Source organism: Methylobacterium hispanicum, from assembly GCF_022179285.1.
Taxonomy (GTDB): Bacteria; Pseudomonadota; Alphaproteobacteria; order Rhizobiales; family Beijerinckiaceae; genus Methylobacterium; species Methylobacterium hispanicum.
Map to the genome: position 1 here is coordinate 156,564 of NZ_BPQO01000004.1, position 23,761 is coordinate 180,324.

General features: G+C 67.9%; 23 protein-coding genes and 1 pseudogene. 18 read left to right on the forward strand and 6 right to left on the reverse strand.

The features are described 5' to 3' along the window. Positions 1-20: 20 nt before the first annotated feature. The 8 genes and pseudogenes from MFF56_RS06280 to MFF56_RS06315 form a co-directional block, all read left to right on the forward strand. A complete protein-coding gene (locus MFF56_RS06280) occupies positions 21-1,934 on the forward strand; it encodes a hypothetical protein (protein ID WP_238229752.1) in 1,914 nt (637 codons plus the stop codon). Positions 1,935-2,071: 137 nt separating this feature from the next. Continuing rightward, entirely contained in the window at positions 2,072-2,455 is a 384-nt protein-coding gene (locus MFF56_RS06285; RefSeq protein ID WP_238229753.1) for a hypothetical protein, read from the forward strand. 191 nt (positions 2,456-2,646) lie between these two features. After that, on the forward strand, positions 2,647-3,039 hold the full coding sequence (locus MFF56_RS06290) for a hypothetical protein (protein WP_238229754.1): 393 nt from the start codon (positions 2,647-2,649) through the stop codon (positions 3,037-3,039). A 10-nt stretch (positions 3,040-3,049) separates the two neighbouring features. Next, positions 3,050-4,243, forward strand: a complete 1,194-nt coding sequence (locus MFF56_RS06295) for a hypothetical protein (protein WP_238229755.1) — start codon at positions 3,050-3,052, stop codon at positions 4,241-4,243. A gap of 32 nt (positions 4,244-4,275) precedes the next feature. Next, positions 4,276-4,560 (forward strand): hypothetical protein, encoded by a 285-nt coding sequence (locus MFF56_RS06300; RefSeq protein WP_238229756.1) that lies wholly within the window; start codon positions 4,276-4,278, stop codon positions 4,558-4,560. Between the two features lie 461 nt (positions 4,561-5,021). Next, positions 5,022-5,294: a DUF6894 family protein gene (locus tag MFF56_RS06305; RefSeq protein WP_238229757.1), complete on the forward strand. Its 273-nt coding sequence runs from the start codon at positions 5,022-5,024 to the stop codon at positions 5,292-5,294. A gap of 280 nt (positions 5,295-5,574) precedes the next feature. After that, positions 5,575-6,537, forward strand: a complete 963-nt coding sequence (locus tag MFF56_RS06310) for a hypothetical protein (RefSeq protein WP_238229758.1) — start codon at positions 5,575-5,577, stop codon at positions 6,535-6,537. A gap of 465 nt (positions 6,538-7,002) precedes the next feature. After that, a pseudogene (locus tag MFF56_RS06315) lies at positions 7,003-7,269 on the forward strand (deubiquitinase); the annotation flags it as partial. Between the two features lie 212 nt (positions 7,270-7,481). Here MFF56_RS06315 and MFF56_RS06320 read toward each other — a convergent pair. From MFF56_RS06320 to MFF56_RS06330, 3 genes are all read right to left on the reverse strand, one after another. Continuing rightward, complete coding sequence (locus MFF56_RS06320; protein WP_238229759.1) at positions 7,482-8,675, reverse strand: hypothetical protein; 1,194 nt, start codon at positions 8,673-8,675, stop codon at positions 7,482-7,484. Between the two features lie 106 nt (positions 8,676-8,781). Beyond that, positions 8,782-9,516, reverse strand: coding sequence for a hypothetical protein (locus MFF56_RS06325; RefSeq protein ID WP_238229760.1), 735 nt, complete (start codon positions 9,514-9,516; stop codon positions 8,782-8,784). Beyond that, on the reverse strand, positions 9,513-11,513 hold the full coding sequence (locus MFF56_RS06330) for an ATP-dependent helicase (protein WP_238229761.1): 2,001 nt from the start codon (positions 11,511-11,513) through the stop codon (positions 9,513-9,515). The genes MFF56_RS06325 and MFF56_RS06330 overlap by 4 nt, the downstream gene beginning before the upstream one ends. A 298-nt stretch (positions 11,514-11,811) precedes the next feature. On the opposite strand from MFF56_RS06330, the gene MFF56_RS06335 reads away from it, so the two are divergent. The 5 genes from MFF56_RS06335 to MFF56_RS06355 all read left to right on the forward strand — a co-directional run bounded on the left by MFF56_RS06335 (position 11,812) and on the right by MFF56_RS06355 (position 17,765). Beyond that, positions 11,812-12,651: a metallophosphoesterase family protein gene (locus MFF56_RS06335; RefSeq protein ID WP_238229762.1), complete on the forward strand. Its 840-nt coding sequence runs from the start codon at positions 11,812-11,814 to the stop codon at positions 12,649-12,651. A gap of 5 nt (positions 12,652-12,656) precedes the next feature. Continuing rightward, entirely contained in the window at positions 12,657-14,084 is a 1,428-nt protein-coding gene (locus MFF56_RS06340) for a site-specific DNA-methyltransferase (protein WP_238229763.1), read from the forward strand. A gap of 505 nt (positions 14,085-14,589) precedes the next feature. Further along, the gene (locus tag MFF56_RS06345) at positions 14,590-15,567 is read left to right on the forward strand and encodes an SIMPL domain-containing protein (RefSeq protein WP_238229764.1); all 978 of its coding nucleotides are present in this window, start codon (positions 14,590-14,592) and stop codon (positions 15,565-15,567) included. A 54-nt stretch (positions 15,568-15,621) separates the two neighbouring features. After that, entirely contained in the window at positions 15,622-16,269 is a 648-nt protein-coding gene (locus MFF56_RS06350) for a hypothetical protein (protein WP_238229765.1), read from the forward strand. 5 nt (positions 16,270-16,274) lie between these two features. Beyond that, the gene (locus MFF56_RS06355) at positions 16,275-17,765 is read left to right on the forward strand and encodes a hypothetical protein (protein ID WP_238229766.1); all 1,491 of its coding nucleotides are present in this window, start codon (positions 16,275-16,277) and stop codon (positions 17,763-17,765) included. 51 nt (positions 17,766-17,816) lie between these two features. Here MFF56_RS06355 and MFF56_RS06360 read toward each other — a convergent pair whose 3' ends face one another. Beyond that, on the reverse strand, positions 17,817-18,239 hold the full coding sequence (locus MFF56_RS06360) for a hypothetical protein (protein WP_238229767.1): 423 nt from the start codon (positions 18,237-18,239) through the stop codon (positions 17,817-17,819). A 215-nt stretch (positions 18,240-18,454) separates the two neighbouring features. On the opposite strand from MFF56_RS06360, the gene MFF56_RS06365 reads away from it, so the two are divergent. From MFF56_RS06365 to MFF56_RS06380, 4 genes are all read left to right on the forward strand, one after another. Continuing rightward, positions 18,455-19,021, forward strand: coding sequence for a hypothetical protein (locus MFF56_RS06365; protein ID WP_238229768.1), 567 nt, complete (start codon positions 18,455-18,457; stop codon positions 19,019-19,021). Positions 19,022-19,127: 106 nt separating this feature from the next. Beyond that, entirely contained in the window at positions 19,128-20,669 is a 1,542-nt protein-coding gene (locus tag MFF56_RS06370; RefSeq protein WP_238229769.1) for a TadE/TadG family type IV pilus assembly protein, read from the forward strand. After that, positions 20,666-21,223, forward strand: a complete 558-nt coding sequence (locus MFF56_RS06375; protein WP_238229770.1) for a TadE/TadG family type IV pilus assembly protein — start codon at positions 20,666-20,668, stop codon at positions 21,221-21,223. The genes MFF56_RS06370 and MFF56_RS06375 overlap by 4 nt, the downstream gene beginning before the upstream one ends. 47 nt (positions 21,224-21,270) lie before the next feature. Further along, positions 21,271-21,795 (forward strand): TadE/TadG family type IV pilus assembly protein, encoded by a 525-nt coding sequence (locus MFF56_RS06380; RefSeq protein ID WP_238229771.1) that lies wholly within the window; start codon positions 21,271-21,273, stop codon positions 21,793-21,795. A 160-nt stretch (positions 21,796-21,955) separates the two neighbouring features. Here MFF56_RS06380 and MFF56_RS06385 read toward each other — a convergent pair whose 3' ends face one another. Further along, positions 21,956-22,339 (reverse strand): hypothetical protein, encoded by a 384-nt coding sequence (locus MFF56_RS06385; protein WP_238229772.1) that lies wholly within the window; start codon positions 22,337-22,339, stop codon positions 21,956-21,958. A gap of 120 nt (positions 22,340-22,459) precedes the next feature. Further along, entirely contained in the window at positions 22,460-22,837 is a 378-nt protein-coding gene (locus MFF56_RS06390; RefSeq protein WP_238229773.1) for a hypothetical protein, read from the reverse strand. A 181-nt stretch (positions 22,838-23,018) separates the two neighbouring features. Here MFF56_RS06390 and MFF56_RS06395 point away from each other — a divergent pair, with 181 nt between their 5' ends. Continuing rightward, entirely contained in the window at positions 23,019-23,726 is a 708-nt protein-coding gene (locus tag MFF56_RS06395; protein WP_238229774.1) for a hypothetical protein, read from the forward strand. Positions 23,727-23,761 lie beyond the last annotated feature (35 nt).

The following is a 23,761-nucleotide window of genomic DNA, read 5'->3' on the forward strand; positions in this document are numbered from 1 at the left end:
AATCTTGCAGAGCGTCAAAGATGAAGCGCCCGCTCCTTCTCGCCGCCACGTCGTTCCTTCTGGAAATCGCGGGCGCCGTACCCGTCTCCCAGGCGCGCGTGCTGGGGCCGGCCCTCTACTCGTGCAGCACCCGTGAAATGACGCCCTGCGGCGAGTACATGGTGCCGAAGGGCAACTGCATCGGGGAAGGGTGCTACCTGGAACGAGAGGCCACGTTCTGCCCCGGCATCGTCGACACGCGCGGAACCGTCGACTCCACGCTGTCGGCGCCCGCGACGATGCGCTATCTGACCACCCTCGGCGATCAGAGGTCCGGCCAAGCGTCCGACAAGATCAAGGCCGCGCACGCGGCCAAGCTTCCAAACCAGTACATCGTCCGCAACGTGATGTTCACCTGCCCCGCGGCTCCGGGGCCTGCCGATCCCGAACCCAAGGTCGCGGTACCGCCCGTCGAGAAGCCGCCGGAGCCGGAGGTCAAGCTCCCTCCGCCCGTCGAGCAGGTCTACAAGGACATCCAGGTCGTCGCCCGACACCCCGTCCACCCCCCGATCATCTCCCAACCGTTCGACATCGTGGTCCGGGACGCATCGGTCCTCTCCTTCTTCGGTGCGGTTCCGCCGTTCGGCCGGATCCCGGAGAGCGAGGAGACGTCCGGTTCCGTCGCCGTCTACGGCGGCGAGGGCGCCATCGCGATCGGCTTGACCGGCGCTCCTTCGTGGATGGTGCTTGCCGACGAGACGTTGAAGGTGGACGGCCGCACCTTCACCAAGACGGCCATCGCGACGCCTCCCCCGGGTTCGGCCGGTTTCTATCGAGACATCCGTCTCACCGCACGGGACGCCGTCGGCCGCACGCTTGCGTCTCCCCCCTTCACCGTCGAGGTCGTGGCGCCCGACGGACTTCGCATCGTCGGTGCGGTCGGCGGTGTGACAGCAGGTCAGGGCGGTCAATACATTCTCTTCGCCACGGCGAAGAGCGCCAGGAAATGGATCTCCTTCGACGTCGTCGGAGGGCCGCCCGGCGCAAATCCTGTCGAGCCGGTCGTCGCCGTCGACGATGGCGGATCCGCATCCCTCCGATACGAGGCGACGGCGACGCAGACCGGCGTGTGGAACGACGTCGTGATCAGGGCTACGGACGATCAGGGCCGTATCGCCTACTCCGACAAATTCAAGATCACGGTCGAGCCGACCAGTACCTGCACCCCAGGGGTTCCCGCCACCGTCTACGCGGAACCCGCTCCGGCTCTCGGCTTCCGTACGCCCTACAGATGGCAGTGGTACATCGGTCAGGACGTCAGGATCGACGTCAAAGGGGATCTGCCGCCGGGCGTCGGGCTGTGCGCCGAGGGATACGGCCTCTGCGGGACGCCGATCGCCAACGGAAGCTGGAGCGGAGAGGTCGCCATCTCTAACCGGTGCGGCGGCGTCAAGACCATCGCGTACGCGCTTGAGAACCGCGTCGACGATCATCTGCGTCCCTGCACGGGACGGTTCAGCCCGAACAACGAATTCGTCATAACCGAGACCGACGATTCCTACGTCATCGGCAACACCAAGGGGAAATCCGTTTCCTTCTGCGCGCCGCCTTACAATCAGTGGGATGGCGGCCAATGGTCCGATGGGTCCGTCAATTATTCGTCGATGTACAAATCGAGCTCGTCATACGATTTCATTTTTCCGACCTCTTCGCTGAATCTCGACTTCGGGTGGTTCGGCGGAGGGCCGCTGTCCTTCATCTACGGCAATCCCCCCAAGGAGGTGCTCGACTGCATCTCCAAGCGTCCCGGGTTCTGTACCGACAACGTGGTCTTCCGTGCCGTCGACGCGCTGCCTTCGCAAACGCCAGGCGCGCGCTCGGACGCCGTCTACATCTCGGGCCGCGACTGGCGCGGCCGGTTCTGGGGTTCGAAGAAGATCTTCGTCGAATACTGACGGGAAAGGCTGCGGCCGGGCCCAGACCCGGCCGCAGACGCTCCGCGATGAACCTCGGACCGCAGGCAGACATGCATACGGGCGCATCCCTCGCGACGCGTGGCCCGTCCCTTTCCACGATCGGGCGGATCTGGACGGTGGCGGAAAGAAGCGCGGTCGCGGACGTGAAGGCACGGGCCGTCGACGCACTCCTCGCAGCGAACATGACGTTCGACCGGGTGGCCTTTCCCTTCGCGCTTCATCATCGGGTCGTCGTCCGGACCGTACGGCGGGGCTTGGAAGGCCGCACTCATCTCAGGTCGCGGGAGGTCGCCGACATGCTTGAGGCGTGGGCGTGGCATCACGGCGGTGCGGAGATCTACGCTTGGCAGGCCGTCGCGCTCGCGGCGGACGCGATATCCGGACGCTCCGGGCTGCCCGTTCCTGCCGGGCTCGACGAGGCCGTGGACGCACGCCTCGTGGACAGAGGACTGGGCTTCGTCAGGCACGTGCGTCGGATCGTCGAAGCCGGCGGCGTCTGAGGGGCGCCATCGGGGACGGGACCGGCCTCTCGCGTGGCCGGTTCCGTCCGTCTCGTCCTGCGGCACCGGGTTCGGTTGGGCAGGCGCCGCCGTCGTGCGCCGCGATGCCTGGAACAGCTGTCCGTGGTTCCATATTTTGCGTCTTGCAAGGGCCGTCGGCATCCTCTTCGCAGTAGTTCGGAGAGCGAAGGATGAGCGCGCACAACAAGCCCCACTGGGACCGCCGCGCCGACAACGAGGTTCTGTATGGCGGCGACGCGATGCTGAGCATCAGCGACGACGGTCGAGCTGCGGTGCTGCTGACGAGTTCCATTCCTTCCATGCCGCAGCGGTTCGTATCGTTGGACGTGGGCGACGACGGTCCGTGCCTGCGGCGCTCCGATGGGCAGGACGTCCGCTTCACGACGGACCCCCTTCTGGCCGAGATGGCGGCGGGGATCGGCTTCGTACGGATCGAGGAGGTGGACCTCCAGGGCGCCGGGAACTTCCGCCGCAACGAGGTCTACAGCGTTCCCGTCGTGATGGCCGCCGTCCCCGTGGCCGGACCGCTGGAGCAACACCTTTCCCCTGCCCTGGGTATGTGAGGAGCGCTCCATGGCGTCGAGGCGGGGGACACGGTCCGCGAGGATTTCGGTCGGCGGTACGTCCGAGATCGCCGGAGCGCTGCTTGCAGCTTCGCTGCAGGGCGAAGGCGTGGGCGTCGTATCCCCCGCCGAGGGAGCATCGTTCCGCTGGAGCAAGGCGATCGGCGATCCGGTCGTCGTCGACGCCCTAGCCGCGGTGAGAGAGATCTGCGGCGTCGAGCCGGACCTCGTCGTTCTGGACGTGCGCGCGGTGGCCGCGGCCGAATGGACCTGCGACCGGATCGACGCGATGCTCGGGGCGGCCGGGACGGCGGATCTCGGTGCGGTCGAGGCGCTGTCCAGCAATTTCGCCGCCGGCGTCGTTCCCGAGGTGCATCGGCCGCTTGCCGCGATGGGCGCGGCCACGAGCGTCGCATGGGTCGTGCCCTACTCGCCCTTCTCGGGAGGATGGGATGCGACCCGCGATCTCGTCGGCGTACCCCGCCGCGTCTGGCCCGTCGCACAACTCAGGGCGGAGGACGCGCGCCGGTTCGTCGCCGCACGGCAGATCGGCCTTGCGATCGCCCCCACACTGCTCCCCGAAAGCTCCAACCTGCCCGAGGACGACGGTCCAACGGCCGCATGGCGCACGCACTTGGCCGAAGTCCTGGCCGATCTCGTCGGGTGCGCCGTGCTGCGCCATCTGGGAAGCGACGAGGCGGCGGATCTGATCCCGCAGCTGCGCGAAGCGCGCGCGGGCCTACGCCTTCGGGACGGTCGCCTCGACCGGGAGGATCTGATCCTCGACACCGCACCCGCCCTGCGCGCTGCGGCCGAAGGCTGGAGAGGTTGCGATCCCGCATCCGTCGCAGCAGCGTTCGCGAACCCGCTGGAGCGCTTCCTGCCGCCTGCCGCGTCCGTGGCCCCCGAGCGCATCGCCGCTCTTGAGGATGCAGCCGCGACGACAGCCTGCGACCACGACCTTCTCCCCGACGAACTTCGCCGGATCGCCGCGGAAATGCTCGCGGCCGATCTGGAGGACGTCGTCGCGACCCTGCCCGACGACCCCCGGGCTCGGGAACGCTTCGCCTGCTACGGTGCGTGGCGGACGCCGCTGGGCCTCCAGGAGATCTTCCGCGATCTTGCCGACCGCCTCCGGCCTGAAGCGTCGGCTGCCGACGCGTACAGGCCCCAGTCGCAGCCGGCGTTCTCGCTGACTTTCTGACCGCCCGCATGCCGTCTCCGGAGAAGCTCGAGATGACCTATCCCCACGCCCAAATGCCTCAGGTCGGCGACAGAGTAGTGCTGACGTTTGAGATAGACCGCTTCCCGCATGCCCGCGTGCCGTCCGGACTCCGAGGCACGGTGGAGAGCGCCAACGACGAGGTGATTGCTCTCAAGCTCGACGAGACGATCCCGGAACTCTCCGAATGGAACAACTGCCTGACCTGGACCGATGGGATCGACACCGAGGAAGGGCAGACCGTGGCCGAGGCGTTCCGATGCGAAACCGCAGAGGCCTCGCCCGCTCCTGCTCCCTGACGCTGCGGCGGCCTGTTGCAGCGCGGAAGGTCCCGCTGCCGTGGGTTCTTCGGGAAACGCCCCGGGCCCGCTACGGCGCCTGTCCCCATCGAAGCGGCGCCCGCTCCTTTCCGCGGGGCCGCCCCAGGGCATTTTCCTGCGACGAACGGCATGGCGCGGGAGCCTTCCTGCCCGATGCGCTTTGTCGTCGTGGCGCGAGCATGCGGCCGCCGACCGGAGGGCCAGAAGATGTGCGCAGGCGATCGGAGTGGATCGAGACGGACCGGATACCGGCGCCCGCTTTCGGAAGTGCAATTTCGATCGCGCGGTCCGAACTGCCGGGCGGCCAACGACAACAGGCGAGCGGCTCCGGGGCCGCTGCGCCTCACCCTCTCCGCCCTCAAGCTGGTCACCGTGAGCACGGCTGCGCTGACCGGCTTCGCGCTACGCCTGCTGCCATCGTCTCGAGGAACCGAGGGCGGATGCCGCGCTACTTCTTCCGCACCCACTTAGGCGACGGTGTCGTGGTGGACCCTGAGGGCAGCGAGCTGGCGGACTTGGAGGCCGCCCGGGATGCCGCCAAGGGGCTGGCCCTTCAACTGCTTCAGGGGGCCGACGGAGATCCGGAGTTGCTCAAGGCGGTACTGTTCGTGGCCGATGAGGCCGAGGAGATCGTGCTGGAGTTCCCGCTGGTAGATGCGCTGGTAGTTGGGGCGATGCCGGGGCCTCAGGGCGGGGGCGAGACCCTCCACTGACGTGACTGTGCGTGCGGCGCTTGGCGCGATAGGGCGGACCCAGGCCCTGCCTGCCCTTCGCTCCTCTGAAATGCCTCCGACAAATGCATAGGGGAATCCGATCCCCTGACCCGTGCGACATGTCGTATGCATTACCTCCCCGGGGCGCTCGGCCGCCGCCTCAGGTCCGATGGCTTGGTTCGGCTTTGCGCTTCCCCGCGGACCTCTCGACGGGCGATCGCGGGTTTGGCAGCATCCGCACTGACGACCGCCGCCTTGGCGGAGGTGTTCGGGGGCTGGGATGCGGACGCTGGCCGGTTGCATACTGTTGATTCTCTCTCTGAGAAGCGTGTCCGCTCAGGAGGCTGCCGACCGGTGCCGGGACATCCTCGTCCACGCAGCGCACAACATCGACCAGTCCCTTCGGACTACGCAGATGGCTTCGGATCTCGGAGGCGTCTTGTGCGGCACCCCGTCCTCCGACGGCGACCACGGTGGCGGATCGGCGGCCTTCGCCGCATTCAATCCAAAGGAGAGCGCCAGGAAGCGGATCCAGCGAATGCGGGACCAAGTCTGCGTCGGCGGCCGGAAGGAACTCGACGACAGCCAGCTTGAGCAAACCCTGTCCGATCTGGTCGACCAGGGCACGTTGGGGCAGTGGAGGGACTGCATGCGCGCGGGAGGCACCGGCTTGATCGGGACGATCGAGCGCGACGGAGACTCGGCCGTGATCCGGCTTCGGTGGGCCGAACAACTCGGCGTCCAGCGCGCCGTCATCGAGAACGTCGCGGTGACCGGCCTCGAATGCTCATCGATGTGGAGTCGCGGAACCGTCGTCGGAAAAGCGCCGCTCGTGGTCCGGTGCGACGGGAACCGGGATCTGGCCATCGACATCGCGATCAGGACGGACAGGGACGCCATCCGCCTACGATCTCCCATCGTGAAGACCGCTGCCTCCAAGGCGGCACCGCCGAGATCCGAGCGTGAAGGTTGCTTCGCAGGCGACGTGGATGCCTGCTTCTATGCCGCCATGGAAAACGGAAGGAAATGCGCTCCCTTGGATCGGTCAGGCGCGGAGTTCCAAGCCTGTCACCAACAGTCGCTGGTGCTGCTGGATCTCTGGGAAGGGCTCAAGGCGCGGAACAGTGCCTGCGTCAACCGAAGCGGTGCGGCTTGCCGGGAAGCCATCGTCAAAGCGGAGGAGGTCCGGAAGCGCGGGGACGCGCCGGTCCCCAACCAAGCAGCCCGTCCTGGAGGACTCTGAAGCTACGATTCGATCGACTCGGCCATGGGAGGGGTGGTTCTCGACCTGAAGCAGGGTCCGGAGGAGGTCCGATACCTCGCTCACCACCACCAAGACGTTGCCGGGCGGGTCGTAGGATGCACACCAAGCGCAGGTTGAGCCCACGGGCTTGGACCGACGGCAGCGGGGGATCGGCGGCAAGCTCGTCATAAGATCCGCCCACCTCGACCAGACCTTGCGCGCAGTCGAAGCGGAATAGGTAATCGCGCGCATGGGGGGATGTTGGGTTGAACAATCACGACGTGCTGCGTGTGGTCTAGCAGATCCCACGACGCAAGCTATGCTCTCAATTGCGATGACTGCCGGAAGACCCCGGCCCGCGATGATCTCAGATGTGGTGCACACGCAATCCAGACAGGCAGCGTTACGAGCGATTAAGCCCCCTCGACTAAAGCCAACATCGCATTCCGGCCTCGGCGAGGCCAAATGGGGGTTGGAGCAGCGTATGTCGACAATCAGCGCGAGGCGCTTCGCCAGGCAGCGCTGACCGAGATCGCTCTCCTCGACACGCCGCCCGAACGCGAGTTCGATGTGCTGGCGAAGCTTGCTCAACGCATCCTCGGCACCGGGATGTCGTCGATCACTCTGATCGCTCCGGAACGACAGTGGTTCAAGGCACGCTGTGGTCCCCTGGCGCCTGAGACCACGCGGGCTCTGGCGTTCTGCCCGATCGTGGTCGAGACCGAGGCGCCGGCACCCCTTGGGTGCCGACTGTCTGGGCCTGAGGCTGCATGCGAGCTAGTACGGCCCTCGCGCCGCCTCACTTGCCGTCGGGGCCTGATGTGCAAATCCGTGGGCTCGAACTGGTTCCGGCTCTTGCAGGGGAAGGGCCGGGGCTCAGCCGAGGGCTGATCCCTAACCGACACGGGGACCGCTCCGCTGTTGGCCGCTTGTAGGACCAGAGGTCAGTTCTGCCCTTCCCCGGCCATGGCCACCAGGGCGGGAACTCCCGCCGGCAGCATCCGTGCTTCGACGCCCTGTTCGCCCAGAGAGCGGGCGAGATCCTTGGCGGCCGGCGCTTCGAACGGGCCGATGCGCAGCGCCGTGTAGACGCGCGAGGTGCCGACCTTCACGATCTTCGGGTCCATCCCGGCCAGGGCCGCCGTCTTAATCGAGAGATGACGCCAGACGCCTTGCATCCGGGTCCGCTCCCAACCCGCGAATGAGGCGATCTGGACCATGACGCTCCCCGACCGAGCCGTCTCGACCTTCGGGGCCGGCTCCGCCGGCAGGGCCGCAGCAGCCGCGAGCGCGTCGATCCGGACGACGGGTGCGACCTCGGCGATCATGACGCCGCCCGTCGACATGCCTGGATCCGCGAAGCCGGAGGCTTGTCCCGGTTCCGCGAAGACCATCCCGGCGAGCACGGTGCGGGATCCGGCACCCTTGCGCTCGCTCGGGAGCTCGTCGGACACGATGAATCCGCCGGTGGCATAATCCTGACCGTCCGCGAACACGATCCTGTCGAAGGGGATCTGTTGAGAGGACGCGGCCTTGGCGGACGGCGGCGGCTCCGTCACGGGGGCCGATGGCTCGCCGGAAGGCCGCACGCCCACGGAAGGCGGCACGGCCACGGGGATCGGCTGGATGGATGGGCCACTCTGGACGGGCTTGCCGCGGCTCATTCCGATGGCCGAGAGGGCCGCGCGCAGCGACGCATCGTCGATCGGGGCTCCGGGGTTGCCGGGCGCCTGAAGGGGCAGCGAGGCAGGTGCCTTCTCGGCATGGGAGGGGCGGGCGGCGGGAGCGGGGGCCGCGGCCGGGGCTACGGGCTCCGGTGGTGGCGGCTCGGGCGGCGGCAGGACCGCGGGCAGCGTCCCGAAGGGCTTGTACCTGGGATCGACCGCGCCGAAGCGCTTGGCCGTCACGCAGAGTGCCTTGGGGAAGGAACGGGAAACGGTCTCGCGCCAGTCAGAGTTCGCCGTGACGTCGTCGGCCGACTTCTCGTCCGAGTAGACGAGGGAGCCGTACTGGGTGCAGGACACCCGGATCCAGTTTGCGCGATCGGGCGCCGGCGGCGGATCGGCCGGCGGAGCAGCGAGAGCCGTGCCGCCCGAGAGCATGGCGATGAGCGTCAGCGCAGCCGAAGTTCGCGTCAAGGGATCAGCCACCGGAAGGAACGGGTAGGGACGACCTTGGTGCGGTGCCCGGCGACTGTCAACGAAGAAGGAATGTATTAACCCTGTTTGTCGGCGAGTGGTTCCTTCAGGCCGCGCGCTGGTCCGCTTCGTCGGCGCAACCGAGCATGCCGTGCACCCAAGCAGGCAGGAGCCGTAGGCGCTCCTCCGTCAGGGCCCGCGACTCGGCCATCCGGCGCGAGGCGTCGAGATGGCGGGCTATCTCGCTCTCGCAGACCCTGGCCAAGGTGAATCCGTAGGTGTGCAGGAAGCCGGCCGGCCATTCGGGCAGGAACTCGCCGATCCGGGCCCGCCGCGCCGCCGGCAGCCGGGCATAGGCTTCCTTGCGCGCCATGATGGTCCTCAGGCCGAGGCGCGCATCTTCCATGGCGGAGACGCACATGGAGCCGTCGTCCAGGGGAGCGCTGCCGCCCAACCCCGCGACCACGGCTTGGTAGACTCGCTCGTCCTCCTCAAGCTCTTCTGGCAGGCGAATCTTGAGGGCTCCGAACTCGGCCGTCGTCTCGTGGTGCGGCCCCTGCCTGAACCGGTAGTACAGCTCGGCCATGTTCACGACCGGCATCCCGGACGATCCGGTGTAACTCTCGAGGACGAGGAGGAAGCCGTCCCTGCGGGCCAGGACGCAGAGCGTTTCCTGCATCTCGCCCAGGCTTTCCGGTCGGCCGCGCACGTGCAGCCGCTGGAGTCTCGCGAAAGGCAGGCGGAGCACGACCTCGAAGCGGAGGGCGCAGGCCACGCCGAGGTAGTCGTCGAGCGGCATGTCGAGGGTGGTGTCGGCTCCGCCCATGTCGCTGACCGTCACCACAGCTCGACGGCTTCGGGTTGGATCCGGACGCCGAAGCCGCCGCGGCGGCCATGCGGCACGCGCGCCCCGCGCTCCCGCCCGCAGTGATCGCGGATGACGCCTTCGAACCGCGAGGCCGTGCGGAGCATGCCGTCCGGCATGACCGTGGGCTTGAAGAACTCGAGATGGGTCTTCGCCCGCGTGACGAGGACGTAGAACGCGCGCAACTCCTCGTCGACGTCGTCCGGAGCCTGGGCGTACATCGTCGGGATGTGGCCCTCGATCATGCTCGGAACGTAGACGGCCTGCCACTCGAGGCCCTTGGCCGAGTGGATGGTCGTCAGGGTCAGAGGGCGCTCCTCGTTCGGATCGACCGTGCCCATCCGCTTCTTCTCGATCGACGTCTCGATCGTCAACGAACTGACGAAGGAGTCGAGATCCGCATGCTGGTGGGCGATGTCGATCACCGCCACGACGTCGGCCTTGCGGGCTTTCCAGTCGTCCCGGTACTCCGCTTCCATGAGGGGCTCCAGGGCGTTCAACGCCAGCCGCAGGCGCGCCGCGGGCGGCCCGCCGCGCTCGTCGTCCACGAGGCGCAGGGCGTGCGCCACCGGCCTGATGGCCTCGTTCTTCAGGCCGGCGTCGAGGACGATGCCGATCGCGTTCTGAAGCGACCCGCACCCAGAGATGGCCTCCACCATCTTGGCGGCCTTGCGCTCGCCTACGCGCGGCGCGAGCTGCAGGATGCGCATCCAGGCCGGCTCGTTGCCGAGATTGAGGGATGCGCGCGCCACGCAGAGCAGATCGCGCACGGCGCCCGCCTCCGTTACCTTCACGCCCGCCCGCACCATGTAGGGCACCTTCCGGGCGATCAGCTCGGCCTCGACGTGGCGGAAGTTCGCCGTGGAGCGGACGACGATCGCCTGCTCCTCCAGCTCCATGCCCTCGTTCTTGCGGTCGAGGATCGCGTCCACGATGGCCACGGCTTCCGCCGCCTTGTCGTCGACCTCGATCAGCCGGGGAAGAAGGCCTGATGTTCCGCAGTGGGAGACGAGTTCGCGGGGAATGCGCTTGCGCATGGCCTCCTCGACGGCGTTTGCGACCTCCAGGATCTCGGCGCTCGAGCGGTAGTTCGTCTCCAGCAGATAGACCTGGGCCGAGCACTCCTTGATGAGCGTGAACATGATGTCGGGAGAGGCGCCGCGGAACTGGTAGATCGACTGCGAGGGGTCGCCCACGAACATCACCCTGACGTCGTGGCTCCGGAGCGCGCGCACGATCCTGATCTGGAGGGCGTTGAGATCCTGCGCCTCGTCGATCAGCGCCTCCTCGAACAGGGACGCGATCGCAGGGCCGAGGCGCTCGTGCTCCAGCATCTTCGCAAGAGCCTCGAGCAGGCCGTCGAAATCGAACAGCGCGTTCCTGCGGCGGAACTGGACGTAGGCCGAGGACACCTTCTGGACGAACTCGACCGCGTGCACGTATTGCGGATACTGGCTGTGGACGACGTCCTCGATGGTCCGCTCCGTGTTCCGCGCGAAGCTCAGGATCTTGTTGATGGTCGCGGCGCGCGGGAGGTTCTCCTCGTTCGTGCGCAGGGCGGCCGCCACCTTCTTCAGGGAGGCGACGGCGTCCTCGGTGTCGAGAACGCTGATCTTGTCGGGCAGCCGCATGGCGTGGCGGTTCTTCATCACCAGCGCGAGGGCGATGGAGTGGAACGTGCCCAGACGGATGCGGCGCGCGTCCGGCACGTAGCGGGCGGCGCGGTCGCGCATGTTCAGCGCGGCTTGGTTGGTGAAGGTGATGGCGAGGATGCGTTCGGGCTCGACCCCGTCGAGCACGAGCCTGGCGATGCGGCGGGTGAGCGTCTCGGTCTTCCCCGAGCCCGCGCCGGCGACGACGGCCACGTCCGGTTCGCAGGCGAGCACGACGGCCTGCTGCTGGTCGTTCAGTCCCGAAAGGATCCGTGCATGCGTATCCTCCGGGCCACCATCGCGGTCGTCTGTCGGCGACACCTGACACCTCAGCTGCGGTCCAAGGTTCCGGACCATGGAGCCGAACCTCGCGCCAAGCAAGCCCGACGGGCGTTTCATTCCTTTGTTCAGTTCCTTCGGTCAACATTGATCCGCACGCCTCCCAGTGGCATCTTTGATTCCTTCGGAGGGCTCCTCGGCCGCCCAGGGGCGGCACCGGCCCCCGGTGCTTTCGGCCGCGTCGCGCTCGACTAGGGCGGCGTGGGCATCCGACGCTTCCGGCAACGATACGCCGGCGGCGGCACGGCCCGGGAAGCCCGACCGCTTGTAGGGGAGGTCCATGAGCATGACCCAAGCCTATGCGCATCCCGGCGTCGGACGCTTCGCTCCCCTGCGGATAGAGGGGGTCGTCTACAGCTGCGGCGACGTCCACGGACGGGACGATCTCCTGGCCGAGTTCCTTGATTGGGTGGGCGCCGATGCCCACGGAAATCAGGCCACGGTCGTCTTCCTGGGCGACTACGTCGACCGAGGCCCGCGGTCCCGGGAAGTCGTGGAGCGTCTCATGCGGGGGCCTTCGCGCCCAGGCGAGACGTGGATACCGCTCAAGGGCAATCACGACGCACTGTTCGCCGCCGCATGGCGCGATCCGGACTCCGATGCGGCCGCCACCTGGATCATGAACGGCGGCATGGCGACCAAGCGCTCCTACGGGGTGGGGTACGGTTGCGATCTCGCCCAGCATGTTCCGGAGGCCCACATCCGCTTCCTGGAGGGGCTGCAGCTTGCGGCGGACGACGGCGAGCGGCTGTACGTGCACGCAGGGGTGCGCCCAGGTCTGGGTATCGCCTTCCAGAGCGAGCAGGACCTGACCTGGATCCGCAGCCCCTTCCTCGAGGAGAGGCACGACGTCGATCGCCTCGTCGTGCATGGCCATACGCCTTCGAAGGCCGGCCCTGTCGCGACGCGGTGGAGGCTCGGCATCGACACGAGGGCCTACTCTTCCGACCGTCTCACCGGCGTGCGCTTCGAGCCTGGGGTGCCCGTTCCCCGCGTCTGGCAGTCGGGCGTGGGCCTGCTGCCCGAGATCGAAGGGCCGGAAGTCTGGGGCCCAGGATTCGAGGGCACGGCCACGGAGACGCCTTGGGCGCATCCCGGGGCGCATCCGGCGCCGGGGTGAAAGGAATGGAAAGGCGCAATCTTATGCATCCGGTTCGGCCGGACTTAAAGATTGCATCCGACATTGCGAAGGAATGGCCGAGCGTCGGCCGAGACCATGCGAAGGCAGCCGTGACCATCCGACAGACACTTTCGGACACCCCAGGCGCGATCGCCGCCCGCGCGCGCCGGATCCGCCGCGGCGTCGAGACGGAAGCCGCGGCGAGGGCCCAGGCGAACGAGAGATTGGGCAGGCCGTCGATCCAGAATCTGCTGCAGATGCCTCTCCTGGAAGCCATCCAGGATGCAGGCGGGCGGGCTCGCCCGCGGGACCTCTACGGCAGGCTCGCGGACGAGCTCGGCATCGACCTCGAAGCCCGGAAGGAGACCCGCGCCTGCGCGGACCAGACCTACAATCTGTTCGAGCAGCAGGTCCGCTGGGCGCGGCAGACCGCGGTCGCGCAGGGCCTGATCGCCAAGGGCGAGCGCGGCATCTGGGAGTTGGCCGATGCCGGCCAGGAGAAGCTGCGCCGCATCCGCCGCGGCAACGTGGTGCTGCTCTACACCCTGGACGACGGCCTTGCTCTTTGGGCGCACGCAGAGGAGGCGGCTTCGGCCCTCGAGCCGGGTTCCCTCGATCTCATCATGACCTCGCCCCCCTATCCCGTGGTCAACCGGGCTTATGGCAAGTTCACCGTTCCCGACTGGCTGGCCTGGATGTCCGACCTCGTCGGCATGTGGAAGCAGCTCCTGACGGAACGAGGCACGCTGTGCGTGAACCTGATGGACGTCTTCCAGCCGGGCGCGCCGTGCCTTTCACCCTACGTCGAACGGTTCACCATCGATGCGATCGACCGGCATGGCCTCCATCTGGCCGGGCGCATGCCGTGGCACTCGCCGACCAAGCTGGCCAACATCGAATGGGCCGTGAAGCGCCGGGTCCGGCTGCGCAACAGCGTGGAGCACGTCATCCTGTTCTCCAAGGACGCCAATCCGAGCTGGGATACGCGTCGTCTTCCGCGCGAGAACTACGCGGACCGCAGCGAAGCGCGGCTGGCAGCCGAACGCCGGCGCGTCTCGACGGTACGGCCGAGCGGCTACGACCTGAACGAGACCGCGTTCGAGCGGAACGACAACGGGCCCATCCCCGGCAACCTGCTGGTGGCGGGCGGCGCGAGCGGCGCCAGCACTTTCGCGAAGCGCTGCCGCGAGGCCGGCGTGCCGATTCATCCGGCCCGCTTCCCCGAAGCGCTCCCGCGCCGGGTGATCCAGCTCACCACGGACGTTGGTCAGACCGTCTACGATCCGATGGCGGGATCGAACACCACGGGCAAGGTGGCGCTTGAGTTGGGCCGCCGGTTCATCTCCTCGGAGCCGATGCTCGCCTATGCGGAGGCGTCCGCGATGCATTTCGACGCTCGGCCCGACTTCCGCTTCCATGGGATCGGTACCTGAGAACGGTGCGCCGGTGCGCCGTTGCGGTCGAGCGCCACCTGCGGATCCGCCCCCTCTTTGGGAGCGGATCGAGGCCGGTAGTGCTCAGTGGTGCGCTTTTCCGACCGGTTCCTTCGGGGGCGGCCGAGGCTCCGTCCCGCGGGAAGCGGCGCCGTTCCACGAGCGGCACCCATCTCGCCTCGGCACCCGGCGAGGGTGCGTACGTGCCCCGGGGGCGAGGGCTACGGGAACACCCTCAAGGCGAGATCGTGCAGCGCAGGCGCGGCCGCTCCGAGAAGCATGAGGGCCGCCATGCCGGCGACGATGTACTTCGGCGCCTTGCCGCGAAGAGCTTGCATCGAGAACTCCTGATCGGAAGCCTCCGACTTGTCATGGAAGGAACGGCACGTCCATCCCGTGGCAGGGCGGTGAGCGGCTCCTTCGAGCGAAAGTTCGTTGACGGGTGGTGCTCGAAGGGCAATGCCTTGAAGGAATGACCATGCGTGCAGACCGACGGACCACGACCATGCAACCCGAACCCGAAGGCGCTGCGCGTCCGCGCGTCATTCCCTTCCTGCTCGCTGTGAGCCTGCTGCCCTGCATCGGTCTCGCGTGTTCGGGCGCGCTCGGCAGATCGGCCGAAGGGGAGGGCTACGCCGCCTTCCGGAGCTTCGATGGCGAAGCCATTCTCCATGCCTCCCCCGTAGCGACGGTCGATACCGACCTCGGGGACGCGGCGGAGGCGGCGGCCGACCCCCCGGGCGACGGGCTCGGGGTGCCGCGCGCCTTCGACCCGCTCCTGCCAGGTCTCGCTCCCCTCGCGGATCGTCTCGACGAGATCAGGCGGGCTGCCGCCGCGGCCGCCTCCCCGCAGGTGCGGCCCGGCACGATCGTCGTGACGGGGGAGGGTGCCGTTCGCGCAGCCCCGGACGCAGCCACCCTGCGGCTCGGCATCGTCTCGGAGGACGAGAGCGCCACCGCCGCCGTCACGCGGAACGCGGCCACCGTGCAGACGGTCCGCGCCGCGCTGCTGGAGGTCGGCCTCGAAGCACGGGAGATCACGACCGAGCAGGTCCACCTGGAACCGATCCGGCCGGACGCGCTTCATGCCGTCGTCGATCGTACCCGGGCTCGCCATCGCGCGCGCACCGGAATGACGGTCGAGATCGGCAGCCTCAAGGACGGAAACTTCGCCCACCTCGGCGATATCGCCGGACGCGCCGTCGATGCGGGTGCGACCGAGGTTTCAGGTCCGGACTTCAAGGTATCCGACGAAGCCCGCGCCACGGCGCGCAAAGCGGCCGTCGACGATGCGCTCGTGAAGGCGGCGACGTTCGCCCACGCTCTCGGCGCGAAGCTCGGTCGCCTCGTCCAGATCCGCGAGGGCGATGCCGCCGGCGAGACTGGAGCGGTCCGGACGATACGCGCGGCGTCTTCCTCTCGCTCCCACGGCGGGGGGCTTGAGGTTTCGTCGCGCGTTACGGTGGTTTGGGAGGTTCGCTGATGGAGCTCCCCCGGGCCGGCCGGGTCCGGTTTCTGCACGCGGGATAGGTGAAACATGTCCACCGACTGGCAGTGGTGCGTAGTCGCCCGGCTGAAGGCCGATCTCGACGACGGACGGCAGGCGGCCCTCGAGCAACTGCTGTCCGATGCGCGCTACCGCGCCGACATCGCCGAGGGCGGCGTGCCCCTTGGTTTCGGGGAGGGCACCACGTTCGACGCGGAGTATCTCGACATTCCCCCAGGGGCCGAAGTCTTCGACGGAATGCTCCGCATCCTGACGAGCGCGCAGAACCTCGAACGCGAGATCGGAGACGACGAGGGCATCGTACGGCCGGGCACGCAGCTCGACGAATTGACGGGTACGCTCGACCGTCTGCTGGATGGGCCGCGAGGCGAGGTCGTCGGCTGGATCCGGTCCGAACACCACGATTGGTTTCATGCCCATCCGCTGATCCGCGGCAGGAGCGGGCGCATCCGGATGTATCTCACGCGAGCCGACCCGCACGACGACCCTGGTTTCGGGCATCTCGATCTGGGGCCGAGACCCGTGCTCGTGCCCCGCATCCTCGACGTCGCCCTTCTGCCGGAGCCGGCAGCGGACCGGCCCGAAATCGATCCGGCGGCGCTCGTCGCGCGCTACTCCCTCGACGGTACGATCACGCCTTCGGCGCTCGTGCCGTCTCCCAGCTCGGAAAGGCCGTAGGTCCCGTGACCAGCACGATGCCGCAGGGCGACCCCGATCCCTTTGCCGCGGTCTCCGTCCACGGCCTCTGGCCGCTGGTCGCCGACGAGGGAGCGCCGGGCGGTTTGCGGTTCGCTGATCTCCGCACGGAGACGCCGGCGGATTGCGTGTCCGGCCCCGACGAGCTCCCGGCTGCCGAGATCTCGATCCACACCTTCGCCGGCACGGACGCCAGGGATGCCTGGATCGCGGCCGCGCGCGAGTTCGGGGGCAACGGCCTCGCTCTCGTGCAGGCGCCCTTCAACTCCGCGAGCGGCGTACAGGCCGTCCTGGCCATCCGCTTCGACAGAACGCGCGCCGCCGGCGCGGACTTGGACGACGCCGTGGTGCTGAGGAGGGACGCCGAGACCGTCTCGCCGGGGCGGGTGCGCCACTCGACTTCGAACATCGGAGCGGCGTGGCGCGCCCGCCATCTGGAACGGATCGCCAGCGACCGCGATCTCGTCGCCTGGAAGGATCGGTGGAAGTCCGAGATCGAAGCAATCGGGTCGGTGGCACGCGTCGTCCACTTCATCAGCCCCGACAAAGCGTCCCTCCCCTTGGAGATCGATCCGCCCTTCGGTCTGCGCGGACGGCTGACGAAGTCGCCCGGCGAGGTCCGCTTCGTACTCGACGCCCGGGGGATGGGCGGGTTGGCCGCCTGCGCCTACGCTGAGTCGTGGCGCATGACGCTCGAGGCACGGGGCTGGGAGGCTGCCGACGCCGAAGCTCCATCCGTGCGGTTCGCCGTTCTGGGCTCCCAAGAGGTCGCGCGCATTGCGGCCGACATCGATGTCCTGCAGCCCGCCATCAAGCGGCTTTCCCGCCTCTCGAGTTCGTACGCGTCGGTCCGCGAGTTCCTGGTGGATCCGGACGCCGTCCGGGTTCTGCGCCGGCTGCACGCCGGATTGCCGATCGCCAGCTCGCTCTTTCGGGATCCCGCTGCGCAGATCAGCCCGAAGACGGGTGAGCCGCAGGGGGTCGCCGCCAGCCGGGTCGAGCGGCTCTTCAAGGGCGGTTTCATCGAGCCCGTCTGGTGGCGCGATCGCAATGGCGGTCGCCGGGACAGGGCGTTGCCGGTACCAGCCCTCGACGAGATGCACCCCGTCGTCTGGGGCCTGACCGTCACGGGCACCGCCTTCGTGGAGGAGCGGTTCGAGGATGCCGCGGAGACGCATGCGGAGGATGCCGCGACCGCCCTGGCGTGGCTCCGCGGCCGCCCCGGCACCGATGCGCGCACCCCCGAGCCCCACGAAGGTCCGGACGCCATCGCAAGGCGCGTCCGGCTTCGGGACGACCGTCTCGTGGAGGTCGTCTCGAAGCTCGGAACTCGCTTCCGGCCTGGGTCGGACCTTCCGATGTGGCCCAAGTCCCTGGCGCAGGCGGCGACCGCCCTGGCAGCCGGCATCCTCGACGTCGAGGGCGGGAGACTCGTGCCTCGGGCGGCATCCCCGGACGTGCCCGGGCCGGGAGCCTAGGGCATGTCGGGGAGATGCGCGCCTGGGGCGCCCGGTCCGGGCGGCGGACCCTCAGGCCGCCGGACGCGCCCCCCAGGACGGCGCGAGATCCGGCCACTCGCGGTCGGGTCGGAGGTACTCGAGGTCCAGCAGGATGGAGTGGAGCTGCTTGTCGAGATCGATGCCGGAATCGGCGCACAGCATGGCGAGGCCGCCGACCAAGTGGGCGGCGGTCGGATACGCGGAAGCGTCGCGGTTGCGGAAGACCTCGTCCCAGGACTGACCATCGAGGAAGCGCAGGTCGTCGATCGAGAGCAGGAGCTGCCAAACCTGAATCGCGAGGTCTCCCTCGAAGCCCGAGGCTTGGTGATGGACGGCGACCGCGGCCTTCGCCGCCGCCACGCGGTCGACCGTCCCGTAGCTGGCGAACTCCCGGACCGCCTGCCGGGCCCAATCGGCGGACTCCTTCACGTGCTGGTCGACCTCGTCCGTCATCGCTCTCGTCCTCGTTGCTGCTGACGGCAGGATGCCCGGCATCGACGAAATCCCAAAGCCTCCCATCGAACTCGTTCCTTCGCGGCAGCATGATGTTCCCATCCCGGATCCTTCCCTTCTCGTTGGCTCTCGCCTTCTTGGCTGGAATGCCGGTCAGCGCCGAGACCGCTGCCGCGCAACGCGCTTCCGCCATGGAGGCACTCCGGCTTCATGAGGTGACATCCTACGCCTTCTCGACCTGCCGCTGGCTGCGGCGGCGCAACGAGCTCAGGCTTCTCGAGCGGTGGAAGCGGGAGAACGAGGACCTTCACGCGGCCGCCAGGACGGTCGTCGGGAACCAAGGCGGCCTGACCGCGGCGCGCCGGAAGGTGGTGGAAGCCCTCGCCGTCGCGGAAGGCAGCGCGCTCTCGGCCTCGCCTGACGAGTGCGACGCCTTGTTCGAGGGGGTCCGTTCCGGACGGCGCGATCTCGCGGTGCTCCTCCCGGTCGACAAGGTCCGTAGTCTCCTGGCGCGCCGGCCTGCGGGCGCCGAGGGCGACGTCTGGGTTTTGGAGGAGCGGCGCAGGCCGGACGGGACGCTGGGAAAGACGGCGCGGCGCTACGAAGGAGCCGGTGGAATCCACGCCTGCGACGACGGGGCCGCGGCCCTGGGCCACGTCTGGACCCGAATGGCGGCGCTGGGCGGGAAGGCCTCGGTCGTAGACCCCGACCTCTGGTTGGCGGAATGCATGGTTTCCGCGACCGATCCCTCGATGGAGGATGCCCCTCCTGCCGTGCGATGACGGAGTCGTCCCGGAAAAACGGTTTATGGCAGCATTCCCGCAGGTTGTATTAACGTTCTGGTCAGCGTCTAGGTTGCAGAGTTCCTCCAGCACTGGAAGGAACAGGATGCGATCGACGAGTTCGACCGGCCGCTTCGTTCACGACGGAAGCGGCAACTTCGCGGCGACCTTCGGGGTGGCACTCCTTCCGATGCTCATGCTCGGAGGGATGGGGATCGACTACGGCGTCAACGTCGCTGCCCGGACCAAGGCGCAGAATGCGGTCGATGCTACTTCCCTCACATTGGCGAAGCTGAAGACGAACGTCTCGGACAACGATTTGCAGACGAAGGCGGAAGGCCAAGTCAAGGCGCTGCTCGCCGACCGGCGGATCGTCGATCCGGTAGTCACGGCGACGCGAAACGGCGACGAGATCAAGGTGTCCCTCGCCGCTACGACGCCCACGAGCCTGACGAGCGTCATGGGCTACCGCAGTCTGCCCCTCCACGTGGAGAGCACGACGCGCCGCGGTAGCGGCAACCTCGAGATCGCCCTGGTCCTCGACAACACGGGGAGCATGGAGGGCGCCAAGCTCGCGAACCTGAAGGCCGCAGCCAGCGACCTCGTGAACAGCATGTTCGCGGAGGTCGATCCGGCAAAGCCCAATTCCCTCAAGATGGCGGTGGTGCCGTTCTCCATGACGGTGAACATCGGCAGCGCCTACGCCGGGAGCAGCTTCATGGACCTCGACGCCAAGTCGTCGGTCCACAAGGAGATCTTCGCCGACAAGTCGTTGGCCGCCAACCGGTTCACGCTGCTCTCGAAGATGAACCGGACCTGGGCCGGCTGCGTAGAGAGCAGGCCCGCCCCCTACGACGTCCAGGACACGGCACCGTCCATCGCTTCACCCGACACACTGTTCGTGCCTTTCTTCGCCCCAGACGAAAGCGACAACGACGACGATGCCGTGAACGACTACATGAACGACTATCCGTCCTTTACGTGGTCTGCGAGCAACGACAACCGTACGAGACAAGGCCAGATCGACAAGTACGGCAAGAACAAGTTCAAGGTCGGCGCGACGGACCGTCAGGCCGGCACGGGATACCTCTACGGTCCGAACTCGGGATGCGAGCTGACGCCCCTGACCCGCTTGACCACCGGCAAGTCGACGGTGCTGGACGCCATCTCGGCCATGAAGATCAAGGGCGACACCAACATCGCCCTGGGGCTCGCCTGGGGATGGCACGCGGTCTCGCCCGGTGCGCCGTTCGCCGACGGCATCGCCTACACGGATCCGAAGACCAGGAAGTACGTGGTCCTGATGACAGACGGCGCCAACTCGAGCGCCTATTCATACTCCAGCAACCGATCCTACTACTCGGGCATCGGCTTCATCTGGGGCAACCGCATAGGGACGACGTCGAACGACAAGGCGAGGCGCACCGCCGCCATGGACGCCCGCACGGAGCAGGTCTGCACCAACATGAAGAACGCCGGCATCCAGCTCTTCACCGTAAGAGTCGAAGTGGACGAGGGGACGAGCGACCTGCTGCGGAACTGCGCTTCGTCGCCGTCGATGTTCTACGACGTGAAGAATAGCAGCAACCTGACGGCCGTCTTCCGTTCGATAGGGTCCGCCATCAGCGAGCTGAGGATCTCGAAATGAGTGGCCTCGCAGGCAGGCGCGCCTTGCGCGGCTTCTGCAGCGACCGGATGGGCGCCACCGCCGTCGAGTTCGCCTTCCTGGCCTTTCCCTTCTTCGGGGTCCTGCTGGTCGTTTTTCAGGCCGGCCTCTCGGTGCTGACCCAGCAGTCCCTGGACGCCGCCACGGACCGCGCGAACCGGGTTCTGTTCACCGGGGCTTTCCAGGCCGGCGCCAACGGCGTTGCCGCCAAGGATCGCCTCAAGGCCGTGATGTGCGCAGGCTCCTCTTTCGTCGATTGCAACGAGCTCAAGGTCGAGGTCACCGCCTCCACGACATTCGACACGCGGGTCGTGAACCAGCCCTACGACGCGGCCGGCCGGAGATGGAATCCCGACTTCGGCAACGTCTTCCAGTGTCCGGGTGGCGACCAAGTCGTCACGATCCAGGCGGCATTGCCTGTCCCCATGTTCACGTCCCTGCTTTCCGCACACGCTCGCGCCATGCCCGGCGGCAAGCAACTTCTCACCTCGACGGCAGTCTTCCGCTCCGAGCCCTACTCGCAGGGGAGGTGCTGATGCTCCGCGTTCCTGCGCGCCGATTTCGGAAAGCGGAAGAGGGGGCCTTGGCCGTCGAGTTCGCCCTCGCCGCCCCGATCATGATCGTGCTGCTGCTCGCCTCCTTCGAGATCCCCAGGGCGGTCGCGGTGAACCAGAAGGTTGCGAGAGCCGCCCGCACGATTGCGGATCTGGCCTCCCGCGACGGGATCTCCTCGATGGACGAGCTCTACGCCGCCGGCGCCGCCGTGGCCGACACGAGCCTTCCCGAACTGGACATCGTCGTGACGGCCGCGGGCGTCTACGCTGCGGGCGGCTCCTTCGTCTCGCGGGTCTGCTCCAGCAAGGCGTACCGGACGACGCAGCTCGCCGAGGAGGCGACGATCGGTCCCGCGCCGCCGGCCAGTGCCGAAGCGAAAGCCCGCTACCTAATAGCTGAGGTCGGGCTTTCGTACGTCGCGGCCTTCAATCTGTTCCCGACCCTCAACGGCCGCCGTTTCTCCTACCGGATCGAATGGCCGGTCCGGAAAGGGACGACCTACAACGGTGCGGCCGAGGTCGTTCTGCCGGGCGGGAAGCCCTGCAAGGCGTAGCGGTGGCGCCCATCGTCCTCGCGGCGACGGCGCTGCAGCCCGAGAACGTCGTGGTCCTGCGGCTCGTCAGGGCGCGGGACCACGACGCGGGAGGGCCGAGCCTAGCGTGCGTTGATCGGCCCACCTCGCCGACGATGGCGCCGAGCATGCCGAGCCCCCCTCAGCGTGGAGCGGGCGAGGCGACGGCGTCTGGCGCAGGCGCCCTGCCGTGCAGAGATGCGACTTGGTCTCGGACATGCTCCGGCCTGTAGTAATTCCGGATGTCCCCGAGATCAGGTTCGTTGGCCTGCCCATGGACGAAACAGTCGAACACGTCCCGGGCCCGTGCGAGAGTCTGGAGGAAGGTCTCGCCTTCCCGCGTGCGGGCGATCGTGACGTCCCAGGAGCTGCCCCAATCCTTCGGGTGCGTGTCGCCGTACCGGACGGCGATGGCGAAGCCGTACTCTGAACCGACGGAGATCCGGAGCCCGTGGAGGGTTCTGCAGTCCTCGTGGACGCTGTTGAGGTCGACGGCCATCCGCGTGCCCGCGGTCCCCTCGAACATGCGCTTGAGGTCCTCGTGGATCGCCTGCTCAGAGCGCCAGCCGAGATGGGGGGCCCCTGCGAATGGCTTGAAGCTGGGGCTGGGCACGGTCACGACGGACGTTGGACCGATGTCGTGCTCCTACCGCCAGAGTTCCTGCCCCCGGCTCTGCGGGCGCGCGAGGATGGCCATGTGGAAGCGCCGCCTGAGGTCCTCGATGGATGTGATCGGCTCTACCCGGTCGTAACTGAGCCCGCTGGAGGAGGACAGCAGCTCGGTGACGCCCGCGCGGCCCCACCGCAGCTGAGAGGTGTATTCGGGTTTGCTCGCCCCGGTCGCTACCATCCAGCGCAGGAGCTCGAAGGCCTGTTCGAGCGATAGCGGTTGAGGCCAGTACCCGAAAGGGCGGAGCAGCTCGATCAGCGGAGCCTGGAAGGATCGACGCCGCGGCGGACGGGGGAATGCCTCCTCGCCCACCGTCGGGTCGGCGCGCCGAGACCACTGGTTGGCGCTGGTCATAGCGTACTGGGCTCATTCATGCGTTTGAAGGAACGAGGTCATGGAAGCACGGTCGGGCGAAAGCGTAAACCCATGGCCGGGATCGTCGATGGGAAGGGTTGCGATTGGCGGTCGATCGGACGATCTTTGAAGGAACGGCACGAACCTCACTCGCCGCAGTTCCTTTCGGAGGCGCCTTTCCATGCATGCCGTCGTGGTGATCGATTCCATCGGTCAAGAAGGTGTCGCCTGCAGGATCGTGGACAGCGCGCTGTTGCCGCCGCTGTCGCCGCCCATCCACGTGCGCATCGAGGCCGAGGGCCTGGATCACGACGCGGCATTCCTGACCGAGTGCCCCGTCGGGCGACTGCCCGGCCCCGGCAGTTTCGCCGCGCTCGACGGCGTCGAGATCCGGCTGTCAGACGCTGGCGCTCCCGTGCTGGTGGCGCGGTCGGCCGCCGAACCCATCTCCCTCGCCCACGCCCGGGACGGAATGCTGACGTGGGGTGCCGTAGAGGACTTGGTCGCGGAGGAGGTCGCGCGCACCCAGCCCGACGATGGCATCCTCTACGTCTTGGGACGCGGCGCGGCCTACGTGGTGGCGAGCCGGGGCGCCTACCTCTTCGGGACCGGACGGCACGAGATGCGGACCGCGCAGGAGTGCGCCCTCGACGGCGCCGACCTGCCTGTGCAGCCGGGATTCCACTACTTCGCGGGCGAGCCCTGGAGCGTCGTCGATCGGGAGAGGCCCGACTTCGATCCTGCCTGGGGCATGACGGTCGAAGCCTTCGTCCCGGCCACCGACGCCCACCTCGCAATGTTCGGAACGCTGTCGCGCTCGGACCTGCATCAATCCGTCCTCGCGATGCTTCCGGATCCCGCGACGGCCGGACCGGCGCCCACGCGCTGATCCGTTCCGCTTTCGACCTCCGCGCCGATCGACGG